Origin of the sequence: Streptomyces lothianensis (genome assembly GCF_047779955.1) — a bacterium.
Taxonomy (GTDB): Bacteria; Actinomycetota; Actinomycetes; order Streptomycetales; family Streptomycetaceae; genus Streptomyces.
The window spans coordinates 36,443-48,250 of sequence record NZ_JBLMKT010000069.1 but is presented as its reverse complement, the minus strand read 5'-3'; the positions used below and the strand labels follow the sequence as shown (position 1 = coordinate 48,250).

At 69.7% G+C, this 11,808-nt stretch carries 9 protein-coding genes; 4 read left to right on the top strand and 5 right to left on the bottom strand.

The features are described 5' to 3' along the window. Positions 1-53: 53 nt before the first annotated feature. Both betT and betA read right to left on the bottom strand, forming a co-directional pair. Positions 54-2,150 (bottom strand): choline BCCT transporter BetT, encoded by a 2,097-nt coding sequence (betT, locus tag ACLF6P_RS24135; RefSeq protein WP_415952858.1) that lies wholly within the window; start codon positions 2,148-2,150, stop codon positions 54-56. A 6-nt stretch (positions 2,151-2,156) separates the two neighbouring features. Beyond that, entirely contained in the window at positions 2,157-3,815 is a 1,659-nt protein-coding gene (gene betA, locus ACLF6P_RS24130) for a choline dehydrogenase (protein WP_415952856.1), read from the bottom strand. A gap of 77 nt (positions 3,816-3,892) precedes the next feature. On the opposite strand from betA, the gene betB reads away from it, so the two are divergent. Then, a complete protein-coding gene (gene betB, locus ACLF6P_RS24125; RefSeq protein ID WP_415952855.1) occupies positions 3,893-5,401 on the top strand; it encodes a betaine-aldehyde dehydrogenase in 1,509 nt (502 codons plus the stop codon). A 156-nt stretch (positions 5,402-5,557) separates the two neighbouring features. Here betB and ACLF6P_RS24120 read toward each other — a convergent pair whose 3' ends face one another. The 3 genes from ACLF6P_RS24120 to ACLF6P_RS24110 form a co-directional block, all read right to left on the bottom strand. Further along, positions 5,558-6,325 (bottom strand): NPP1 family protein, encoded by a 768-nt coding sequence (locus ACLF6P_RS24120; RefSeq protein WP_415952853.1) that lies wholly within the window; start codon positions 6,323-6,325, stop codon positions 5,558-5,560. A gap of 89 nt (positions 6,326-6,414) precedes the next feature. Further along, entirely contained in the window at positions 6,415-6,627 is a 213-nt protein-coding gene (locus ACLF6P_RS24115; RefSeq protein WP_415952851.1) for a hypothetical protein, read from the bottom strand. 55 nt (positions 6,628-6,682) lie between these two features. Next, entirely contained in the window at positions 6,683-7,555 is an 873-nt protein-coding gene (locus ACLF6P_RS24110; RefSeq protein ID WP_415952849.1) for a glycine betaine ABC transporter substrate-binding protein, read from the bottom strand. Between the two features lie 322 nt (positions 7,556-7,877). Between ACLF6P_RS24110 and ACLF6P_RS24105 the strand changes: the two genes are divergently transcribed. From ACLF6P_RS24105 to ACLF6P_RS24095, 3 genes are all read left to right on the top strand, one after another. Continuing rightward, the gene (locus tag ACLF6P_RS24105; RefSeq protein WP_415952848.1) at positions 7,878-9,164 is read left to right on the top strand and encodes a hypothetical protein; all 1,287 of its coding nucleotides are present in this window, start codon (positions 7,878-7,880) and stop codon (positions 9,162-9,164) included. A gap of 146 nt (positions 9,165-9,310) precedes the next feature. After that, positions 9,311-10,285, top strand: a complete 975-nt coding sequence (locus tag ACLF6P_RS24100; protein WP_415952846.1) for a transporter substrate-binding domain-containing protein — start codon at positions 9,311-9,313, stop codon at positions 10,283-10,285. A gap of 115 nt (positions 10,286-10,400) precedes the next feature. Next, on the top strand, positions 10,401-11,777 hold the full coding sequence (locus tag ACLF6P_RS24095; RefSeq protein ID WP_415952844.1) for an AMP-binding protein: 1,377 nt from the start codon (positions 10,401-10,403) through the stop codon (positions 11,775-11,777). Positions 11,778-11,808: the final 31 nt, after the last annotated feature.

The window sequence follows — 11,808 nt, the reverse complement described above, 5'->3', positions numbered from 1 at the left end:
CGGCGGCATGATCCGCCGGACACCTCCTGCTGCTCCTTCTACCTCTTCGGCAGCTACTCCTCCGGCAGCTGCACGTCCGCCGTGTCCGGCCGATGGTCGGGCAGGGTGGCGTGGGCCGTCGCCTCGCGGTGCAGGCGCAGGAACTCCAGGTGGCGTTCGTACTGGTCGAGGATGTCGCCGATGAGCTGCTGCTTGCTGTAGCCCATCACGTCGTACCCCTGGCTGCCGTCGGCCAGGTGCACCTCGAAACGTACGTACGTGTCGTGCTCGCTGACCGCACGGGTCGCGAAGGACGGCGTGGGGGTCTCGATCGGCCAGATCCGGTAGACGAACTCCTCGGTGCGCCCCATCGGCGCCCGCAGCTCCAGAGGCGGCACACCGGCTTCCTCCTGCGCGAGCTCGATGACCGTGGCCTCCGCGCCCTGCTGCCGCAGCTCCTGCGCGACCTCTTCGAACGCGGGAAGCCCGATCTCGTCGATGAACCTCCGGGCCGTGCGTCTGGTGGGGAAGGCCATGGCCCGTGCGAGTCTGTGCCGCCAGTTCCGTTCCGCCGTCGGCCCGGCGCTCGCCGTCCGTCCCGAGAGGGACGAGGGCAGAGTGGCCGTGAGGGCGTCCTCCCGCATCCGCTCGACACGCAGGGCTTTGTACAAGCCGGCCATGACCAGGAACATCACCAGCGAGAACGGCAGACCCATGATGATGGTGGCGTTGGTCAGCGCCGCCACCCCGCCGACGATCAGCATCGCGAGGGTGAGCAGCCCGATGGTGCCCGCCCAGAAGATCCGCAGCCACGGAGGGGAGTCGGTGAGCGGGGTACGCAGATGGGAGCTGAGGTTGCCGAGGACGAGGGACCCGGAGTCGGCGGAGGTGACGTAGAGCAGCAGTCCGACGACGGTGGCGAGGCCCGCGCTAAAGCCCACGCCCGGGTACTGGTCGAGCAGCGCGTAGAAGCCCTGTTCGGGAAGGTTCATGGCGGTCTCGCCGAATTCGGAGTTCCCGGAACGCACGACGAACAGCGCGCTGTTGCCGAAGACCGACAGGAACAGCAGCGTGAAGAAGAACGGGATCACCAGGGTCGCCGAGACGAACTGCCGGATGGTGCGCCCGCGCGAGATCCGCGCGAGGAACAGCCCGACGAAGGGCGCCCAGGCCACCCACCACGCCCAGAAGAACAGGGTCCACGCGTTGAGCCACTCGGTGGGCTGGTCGTAGGCGAAGGTGTTCAGGGTCATCTCGGGGAAGCGGCTGACGTAGTCGCCGATGTTCAGGACGAGCGCGTTCAGCAGCCGCGTCGGGCTCTCGGCGATCAACACGTAGAGCATCAGGACGACCGCGAGCACCACATTGAGCTCGGACAGGCGCCGGATGCCCCGGTCCACACCGGCCACGGCGGACACCGTGGTGAGGAGCACGGCGACCGCGATCAGCGAGATCTGCGCGGCGAGCCCCTCGGGCACCCCGAACAGGAAGTTCAGCCCGTAGTTCAGCTGGACGACGCCGATGCCGAGCGACACCGAGATACCGAAGACCGTGCCGAGGACGGCCGCGAGGTCGACACTGTCACCGATCTTGCCGTGGATGCGCTTGCCGATGATCGGATACAGCGCGGACCGGATCGCCAGCGGCAGGTGGTAGCGGAAGGAGAAGTAGGCGAGCGCCATCCCCATCAGCGCGTACATCGCCCAGCCGGTGATGCCGTAGTGGAACAGCGTCCACACCACGGCCTGCCGGGCCGCCTCGACGGTCTCCGGTGAGCCTTCGGGCGGCGCGAGATAGTGCGAGACCGGCCCCGAGACGGAGAAGAACATCAGGTCGATGCCGATGCCCGCCGCGAACAGCATGGCCGCCCAGGCGAACATGCCGTAGTCGGGCCGGGAGTGCTGTGGGCCCAGTTTGATGCGCCCGTACCGGGACACGGCGAGGAAGACCACGAAGAGGAGATAGAGGGTGGCGGCGACGAAGTAGTACCAGCCGAATCCGTCGGTGATCCAGCCGACCACCACGCCGATGGTGTCCTCGGCACCCTCCGGGCTGATCATCGCCCAGATCGAGAGGGCGAGGATGAGTACGGCGGACCCGCCGAACACGAGGTTCTTCACCTGGTGTTCCGGCTGGGAGGCCGCCGTGGCGCCACTACTGGGTTCGGTCACGGGCCCTCAGCCCTCCTGCTTGCGGTATCGGTAGAAGTCGGCCGTGGACGGCGGCAGCGGTGTGTTGCCGAGGATCAGGTCCGAGGCCTTTTCGGCGAGCATCATCACGGGGGCGTAGATGTTGCCGTTGGTCAGATACGGCATCGCCGAGGCGTCGACGACCCGCAGCCCCTCGAGCCCGTGGACCCGCATCGAGGTCGGGTCCACCACGGACATGTCGTCGATGCCCATCCGGGCGGTGCAGGAGGGGTGGTACGCGGTCTCCGCATCGCGCGCGACCCACTCGAGGACCGCCTCGTCGCCGTCGACCTCGGGCCCCGGCGAGATCTCGCCGGCGTCGTACTCGGCGAAGGCGGGCTGCTTCAGGATGTCCCGCGCGACCTGGATGGCCTCCACCCACTCCTTGCGGTCGTTCTCTGTGGAGAGGTAGTTGAACCGCAGCGCCGGATGCTCGTCGGGATGCCCCGACTTGATCTTCACCGAGCCGCGGACATCGGAGTACATCGGTCCGATGTGGACCTGGTATCCGTGGTCGGCCTCAACGGGAGTGCCGTCGTAGCGCACCGCGATCGGCAGGAAGTGGAACATCAGATTGGGGTAGTCGACCTTGTCGTTCCCGCGGACGAAACCACCGGCCTCGAAATGGTTCGTGGCGGCCGGGCCGGTGTGCGAAGTCATCCAACGCAGGCCCACAGCAGGCCGGTTGCGCCATTTCACGAGCGGATTGAACGAGATCGGCTGCTTGGACGCGTGCTGTACGTACACCTCCAGGTGATCCTGGAGATTCTCCCCGACCCCGGGCAGTTCGTGCACCGGTTTGACGCCCACGCGCGTCAGTTCATCGGGGTTTCCGACACCGGAGAGCTGAAGCAGTTGAGGCGTGTTGATCGCTCCGCCGCAGAGAATCACCTCGCCGCCGAACACCTGCCGGCGCTGCTTTCCGTACCGCCGGTACTCGACACCGACCGCCCGTTTTCCGTCGAACAGCACCCGGTCCGCCTGCGAGAAGCACTGCACCGTGAGATTCGGGCGCTTCATCGCGGGATGCAGATAGGCCTGCGAGGCGGACCACCTGCGGCCGTTCTTGATATTGCGGTCGAAGCGGGCGAAGCCCTCCTGCTTGTACCCGTTGACGTCCGAGGTCAGCGGATAGCCGGCTTGCTGCGCGGCCTCCAGGAACGCCGAGAACAGCGGGTTCTCCGCCTTGCCCCGCTCCAGCCACAGGGGGCCGCCCTGGCCGCGCCATTCGTCCGCCCCGGCCTCGCAGTGCTCCATTCGCTTGAAATACGGAAGACAGTGCGCGTAGTCCCAGGTCTCCATTCCGGGGTCGGCAGCCCAGCGTTCCAGGTCCATGGGATTTCCGCGCTGGAAGATCATTCCGTTGATGGAACTCGAGCCGCCGAGCAGCTTTCCCCTGCCGTGGCTGACGCGACGCCCGTTCATGTACGGCTCCGGCTCGGACTCGTAGCACCAGTCGTAGAGCGGATTTCCGATGATCATTGTCAGGGCGGCGGGCATATGGGTGAGGACATCCCACTTGTAGTCCGGCCGTCCCGCCTCGAGAACGAGAACCCGGTTGCCCGGGTCGGCGCTGATCCGATTCGCCAGCGCGCAGCCCGCAGAGCCGCCGCCGACGATGATGTAGTCATACTCGCTGCGTGTCATGGTGCTCCTCGGCTCTCGTTGCACTTCGCCGTACCTGGTGCCTAACGTAATGCTTACTCAATTCCACGCGCACAACGGTGCGGCCGCAATGCGGCGCAATCGGGAGAGGAATTCCCACGTCCAGTCTGTATATCGACGGAGAGTGGCGCGCGGCGTCCGAAGGCACGACGCGCGAGGTCATCAACCCCTTCGACCAGTCCGTCGTCCGCACCGTGGACGAGGGCGGACGAGCGGATGCCGAGGCCGCCGTGGCCGCGGCGCGCGCCGCGTTCGACGGCGGGGCGTGGCCGTCCTGGACGGCCCGTCAGCGCTCCGAGCTGCTGCGCCGGATGGCTGAATACCTGCAGCGGGACCGGGCGGAGATCGCCCGCCTCGAAACCCTGGACACCGGCAAGACGCTGGTGGAAAGCGGAATCGACGTGGACGACGTCTCCAACGTCTTCGCGTATTACGCCGGGCTCGCCGAATCGGAGAACGGCCGCGTGATCGACGCGGGCGATCCGCGCGTCCGCAGCCGCGTCGTCTACGAGCCGGTCGGCGTCTGTGCCCTGATCTGTCCGTGGAACTATCCGCTCCTCCAGGCTTCCTGGAAGGTCGCCCCGGCCCTCGCCGCGGGCAACACGCTGGTCCTCAAGCCCAGTGAGATCACACCGCTGACCACCATCAAGATGGTCGAACTCCTCGCGGAGGCGGGCGCACCACCCGGTGTCGTCAACCTGATCCTCGGCGACGGTGCGGCCACCGGCGCGCCCCTGGTCGAGCACCCCGGCGTGGACCTGGTGTCCTTCACCGGAGGCCTGGACACCGGCCGCCGCATCATGCGGACGGCGGCGGACACCGTAAAGGACATCGCCCTCGAACTCGGCGGCAAGAACCCCAATATCGTCTTCGCCGATGCCGACTTCGACGCGGCGATCGACTACGCCCTGATGGCCGTCTTCTTCCACGCCGGACAGGTCTGCTCGGCCGGCACCCGGCTGATCGTGGAGGACTCACTGCACCAGGAGTTCGTCGCCCATCTGGTGGAGCGCGCGGAGCGGATCCGGCTCGGCAACGGCCTGGACGAGCACACCGAGAGCGGCCCTCTGGTCTCGGCCGCACACCGCGCCAAAGTCGAGTCCTACGTGGAGCTCGGGCTGGGGGAGGGCGCACGGCTCGTCGCGGGCGGCAGCCGCCCGGACGACCCCGCGCTGCGGGACGGCTTCTTCTACCGGCCGACCGTCTTCGACGACTGCACGCGCGAGATGCGCATCGTCCAGGAGGAGACTTTCGGCCCCATCCTCACCGTGGAGCGCTTCAGCGACGAGGAACAGGCCGTCGAGCTCGGCAACGACACCGACTACGGTCTCGCCGGCGCCGTCTGGACCACCGATGCCGCACGGGCCGAACGGGTCGCGCGGCGGCTGCGGCACGGCACGGTCTGGATCAACGACTTCGGACCGTACCTGCCGCAGGCCGAATGGGGCGGCTTCAAACGCTCCGGCATCGGCCGCGAACTCGGCCACGACGGCCTGGCCGAATACCGCCAGGCCAAGCACATCTACGAGAACACAGCACCGGAACCGCAACGCTGGTTCGCCCGCTGAGCCCGCTGAGCCCGCTGAGCCCGCTGAGCCCGCTGGGCCTGCTGAGCCCCTGGGCCCGCCGAGCCCCCTGAGCTTCCCGAGCCCGCCGGTCTCGCTGCGGCCCGTGGCGGCCTGACGCGCCCGACAACGCGTCAGACCGCCACGGGCCGCGCCGCGTCAGGCATTCACATCCAGAGGTACGCCCGGCGGCAGCGCGGCGGCGAGGTGACTGGCGAAGCTGGAGTCCTTGAGCCCGAAGTGGGCGCTGCCGAAGTCGTAGGAGGCCAGCTTCTCGCGCACGCCCGGCGGATAGCCGTTCCAGCCGACGAGGTCGGGGAACTGCCAGGTGCCGTAGTGGTTCTCGGGCGGCTCGTCGTTGCCGTTCGCCGGGCGGAAGCAGTGGGTACCGATGCCGTCCTTGTGGTAAACGATCTTGGGGTGGGTGCCGTCCCAGCGGATCTGCTCGCGGGTGTGGATGTCGAACTGCCCGTGCGCGGACGTGGAGACGTACTCGGCCCGGCCGTCCTTGACCCAGACGGCGACGTGCTCCCAGTCGTGCCGGTGCCCGCCGAGTCCGATGCCGGGCAGCGCCTGGTCCTTCTCGAAGTACAGGGCGTACAGGATGACGCACCAGCCGTTGTTGCACTTGGCGCGCGAGTAGCCGTTGACCTGCTCGAGATCGCTCGCGTCACGGCACTGCCCGTTGAGCGCGCCGGAGGGCTTGAGGCCGCCGTTGACGGTGCCGTCCGGGCCGATGGCCGCGGTCGGATAGCAGCCGTCGGTGTCGTAGTCGTACGCGGGCTGGTACGTCTGGTCGAGTGCGTCGGCGTTCCGGGGGAGCGGGGGCGGCGGCGCGGCGAGCGCGGTGCCCGCGAAGGTGATCACCGCGGTGAGGGCGGCGCCTGTGACGAGTCCTGTGCGGCCGAGCAGTCTGCTGCGCTTCATGGAGTCCTCCGGAGTCTCTGAACGCCAAGGCTGTCGTGTGCGCGTCAAAGGGTGGCATGCGCCGCACCACATGGGTATGGGCAGACCCGTCAGCTTGTGCAGGGGCGGACCGGTGAGCGCGCCCGGTACGGATCACGCCCGCTCTCCGCCACCCGTTCGTCGGCCTTCGCGGCCCGGGCCAACTGGCCGGTGCTCACCGCGGGGTCGGTCGGATCGGCGTTGTCGTGAAAGCTCGGCCCGCGCTCGGCGAGGGCGGCGAGCAGATCGCTCACCCGCTGCGGATCGGACTCGCTGAGCAGCACGACGTCCGGCGGATCGCGGCGATACCGTCACCATGCCCTCTTTTGTCGAATCGGGTCAGATCGGGAGCCACTGTCTGACGAGAGGCTGGTGGTCGCCGATCCAGCTCTCCACCGCTTCGGACTTGTGCTGCGCGCCGCCTGCGTCCTGGATCGCGGCCTCAAGGCCCTGTAGTTGATCGGGCGTCATCCGGAAGTTCCGCAGCCACTCCAGCGCCTCGTTGTCGCTTCGGCCGTGGAACTCCCGCGAGACGATCGTGTGCAGCTTGTCGGGATCGCCGAACGCGTCGGCGGGGTCGTCGAGGTAGCGGATGTCGTACTTGGAGAACGCCCAGTGGGGCCGCCACATGCTCACCAGGACGGGCCGCTTCGCGGCGTAGGCGGAGTCGAGGGCCTTCAGCATGGTGCCGGTGTCCTCGGCCTTCTGGCGGTACGCGCCGGCCAGGCCGTACTCCGGGATCACCGACCTGTCGATGGTTCGGGTCAGGCCCGCGGTCGGCTCGATGCCGACGATCGTCCCGCCGAAGAGGGCGGCGTGTTCCGGCAGATCGACCAGCGAAGCGACCTCGCTCACATAGTCGGGCACGGCAAGGCCCAGATCGCCGGGCTCGTACCAGGGCCCGAGGTCCACCACGGAGCCCCCGTAACGCGCCCACTGCTCGGTGTGGACGCTCGGCAGCCAGGCATCCATGAAGACATCGAACTGCCCCTCGGCCACCCCGTGGAACAGATCGGGAACGGCGTCCCTGCGTACGGCCTCGACCCGGTGCCCCTGCGATTCGAGCAGCTGCTTCCACAGCTCGGTGACCGCGATGTCCTCGTCCCAGGCCACATAGCCGATGGTGATGGTGCCCCGGTCCTTCTTCGCCGCGGGCTGGACCCGGCCGGGCTCCGCACCGGCACCGCAGGCGGTCAGAGCGGCGGATGCCAACGCCCCCGCAGCCACGGCTCCCAGGAACCTACGTCGGTCAAACGCCTGTGCACTGTCTCCCCCGCTGGACATTCCGTCAGCCTAGTGCCCTTCGGGGTGGACACACTAGTGTTCCCAACATCGATTGCGGCAAGGGGAGTTCGGCGGGGTCTGTCGGACAGCAAAGGGGGAGGCCGGTTTGGTGACGCCGACGAGGGCGGGGCGCGCGTCCGGACCAGGTGCATCCGCGAACGGTGCCGCACCCGTGCCGACGGTCCCGCAGGCCGCTCCGCAGCGGTGGCAGCGAAGGCTGCGGGTGGGCGCATCAGCGGTGCTGCGGAGGGTGGGGACAGGTTCCCCGCCCGCCCGGCTGCGGCTCGCGGGGCTGGTCATGGCGCTCGTGACGGTGCTCTTCGGAGCACTCCTGTTCAGCTCGGTCCACGAACGGCAGACGGCGGCCCGGGAGCTGGCGGAGCAGTCCGCGCCGCTCAGCGCCGACGCGGCGGAGATCTACCGCTCGCTCGCGGACGCGGACGCCACCGCGGCAGCGGGCTTCCTGCGGGGCAGCGAGGAGACCCATGCGGACCGCGTCGCCTACGAGGCGAACATCCGCACCGCCTCCCGGCTGCTCGCCAAGGCGGCGGCCCGTACCGGTGACTCCTTCGCCGCCCAGCGCCAGATCACCATTCTCAACCGGGAACTGCCCGGCTACGCAAGCCTGGTGGAGGCGGCACGCTCCGCCAACCGGGAGAACAAGCCGGTCGGCAACTCGTATCTGCGCTACGCCTCGGAGCAGATGCGCTCCACCATGCTTCCGGCGGCAGAGGACATGTACCACGCGGAGATCCGGCGGATGGCCGCGATCCGCGCCGATGCCACCGAGCCGCCCTGGACCGCCTACGGTGCCGGTCTGCTCGTCCTGGCGGTGATCGGATTCTTCTCCTACCGGCTGTACCTGGCCACCAACCGCGTCTTCAACCTGGGGCTTGTGGCGGCGGCCGGGACGGTCCTCGTCTCCCTGATCTGGCTGACGGCCGGTCATACCGTGGCCCGCTCCTCGCTGGAGGAATCCGACACCCACGGCTCGGCCTCGGTGCAGTTGCTGACCCAGTCCCGTATCGCCGGCCTGAAGGCGCGCGGGAACGAGAACATGGCGCTGGTGGCACGCGGAGAAGGTGCCGCGTACTCCCGGGAGTTCGACTACTGGGCGGGCGCCATGGACGGCAAGGACAAGGGGCAGCGGCTGATGCAGCGCTCCGAGCGACAGGCCGAGGACCAGGCGGGGCAAATGCTCGTTGCCGATGCCTGGACGGAGCTGAAGGGCTGGAAGAAGCTCCACGATCAGGCCCGCAGGCAGGACGACCGAGGTGACTACGAGGCCGCCCTGGCCCGCACCATCGGCGGGGAGGTCGACGGCGTCGACATCAAGGACACGACCGAGCGCAGCTTCGCAGCCATGGACCGGAAGCTGGCCGCTGCGGTGGACCACGAGCAGCAGCAGTTCGAGGACCGGGCCGAGAGCGGACGCGGTGCGCTCACGGGCCTGCCCGTCGGCGGCGCGCTGCTCTGCCTGCTGGGCGCCGCGGGCGCGGTCCTGGGAGTCGGCAAGCGGCTGGCGGAGTACCGGTGACCGCCCCGGGCCGCGGCGGGATGCGAAAGGGGACGGCAGTGGGGAACGCAGGCGCAGCATCCGCTCGTACGGCATGGCGGTCTGCTCGTACGGCATGGTGTTCCGCGCCACCGTGCCGCGCGGCCGCCCGACGGGCCGCGGTGTGGTTGACCGCCGCGTCGCTGGCGGCCGTTCTGACGGCCGGCTGCGCCGCGCCTGAGCAGCCGCCGACCTCGCAGCCTCGGTCCACGACGCAGGCGGGAGCCCGCTCGGCACCACAGGGCGCGGGGGCGCCCGAATCGGCGCCACGGCAGCGGACGTTCGCCGAGGAGGACTGCGACACCACGGTGAGCCCGGACCCGAGCCGCGGCAGCCGCAACGGACCGGCCGTGAAGAAGATCAGGAGCCGGGGCAAACTCATCGCCGGAGTGGCGCAGAACCGCTATCTGTGGACCCACCGGGACGCCGACGGCAATCTTGCGGGCTTCGACATCGACCTGGCCGAGCAGCTCGCCGAAGCCCTGCTCGGCGACAGCGAGGCGGTGGAGTTCCGCACCGTCCCCATCGACCGCCGCCAGCAGGCCCTTGCGGACGGCGAGGTGGACGTGCTCGTCCAGGCCATGCCGATCACCTGCCGGGCACTCGAGGGCACGCCGGAAGATCCGGCGGTGGACTTCTCCAGCCCCTACTTCGAGACCGGACAGCGTGTCCTGGTACCCGAGAACTCCGATATCACCGGCTTCAACGGCAGCCTGAAGGGCAAGACGGTGTGCACCGCCTACGGCTCCAGCGGCTACGGGCTGCTGAGCGGTCAGGGACAGGAGTACGGCGCCTGGATGCGCGGACGGCCCAATGCCTTGGACTGTCTGATGCTGCTCCAGCTCTCCCGCGTCGACGCGGTCCTCACCGACAGCGGACTCGCCGCGGGCCTCGCCGCCCAGGAGGACGGCACCCGCCTGGTCGGACCCGAGGTCGGAGAGGTCTCCTACGGCGTCGCGGTCAGGAAGGGCTCGGACGACCTGCTGCGGGTGGTCAACGCCACCCTGGAGAAGACAAGCGAGACCGCCTGGCAGCAGAGCTACGACCGCTGGCTGAAACCCTGGCTGGGCCCGGCCGAGCCCCCGGCCCCGCAGTACGGCTGAGGCCACACCCGCCTCACCGCCTCACCGCCTCACCGCCACGGTGCAACGTAGCGTGGCCGAGAAGTCCGGCCGAGCGGGCCGGGACAGGCACACACACAAGTACAAGGGGACTGACGTGCTGACCGCATTGGACGGGGTGTACGGCGACCGAGAGGACGCGATCCGGGTCGCGGGCCGGACGGCCTCGTACGAGGAACTGCTGGGCGCGGCACGCGCCGTGGCCGCCGACGTCGCCGGCGCGAAGGCGTTCGCCGTGACCGCGACGTCCTCCCTGGAGACCGTCGCCGCCGCGGTCGGCGGACTGCTCGCCGGGGTGCCGTTCGTGCCGCTGCCCCCCGATGCCGGGTCCGCCGAGCGCGAGCACATTCTCCGGGACTCGGGGGCCGTGCTCGTCGACGTCGACTTCGCCCGTCGATCGGCCGGATCTCCGTCACCGGACGCAGCGCGAGCCGACGACGCGCCGGGCCCCGAGCGCCCGGCGCTGATCCTGTACACCTCCGGCACCACGGGCGCCCCCAAGGGCGTCGCCCTCACCGGCGCTGCACTCGCCGCCGACCTGGACGCCCTCGCCGAAGCCTGGCAGTGGACCGCCGAGGACACCCTCGTGCACGGACTGCCGCTGTTCCACGTACACGGGCTCGTCCTCGGCGTCCTCGGGGCCCTGCGCACCGGAAGCCGCCTCGTGCACACGGGGCGGCCGACGCCCGAGGCGTACGCGGCCGCGGGCGGCAGCCTCTACTTCGGGGTGCCGACGGTGTGGTCCCGCATCGCACGCTCCCCGCTGGCCGCAGCCGAGCTCACCGGGGCCCGGCTGCTCGTCTCGGGCAGCGCCGCCCTGCCCGCGCCCGTCTTCCGGGACCTGGAGCGGCTGACGGGGCTGCGGCCGGTGGAGCGCTACGGGATGACCGAGACCCTGATCACCCTCAGCGGCCGCGCCGACGGCGAGGTCAGGCCCGGCACGGTCGGAACCCCGCTGCCCGGCATCCGTACGCGCATCGCGGCCGAGCCCGGCGCCGAGATCGGCGAACTCCAGGTGACCGGGCCGACACTGTTCACCGGCTATGTGGGCCGTCCCGAGGCCACGGCGGCCGCGTACACCGAGGACGGATGGTTCCGTACGGGCGACATCGCGGCCGTCGACCAGACGGACGGGGTCCACCGGATCGTGGGCCGCGCCTCGATCGACCTCATCAAGTCCGGCGGCTACCGGATCGGCGCGGGAGAGATCGAGAACGCACTCCTGGATCATCCGCGGGTGAGCGAAGCGGCGGTGGTCGGGGTCCCGGACACGGACCTCGGGCAGCGGATCGTGGCCTTCGTGGTCGCCGAAGGAGTGACGGGCACCGAGCTCACGGACTTCGTCGCCGCACAGCTGTCCGCGCACAAACGGCCGCGTGAGGTGCGCTTCGTCCCCGCCGTGCCGCGCAATGCCATGGGCAAGCCGCAGAAGAAGCTGCTCCTGGCGGGGGAGCCCGGCCCACAGGCCGGCTGACCGGTCCGCACCGGCGCGCGCCTGCACCGGC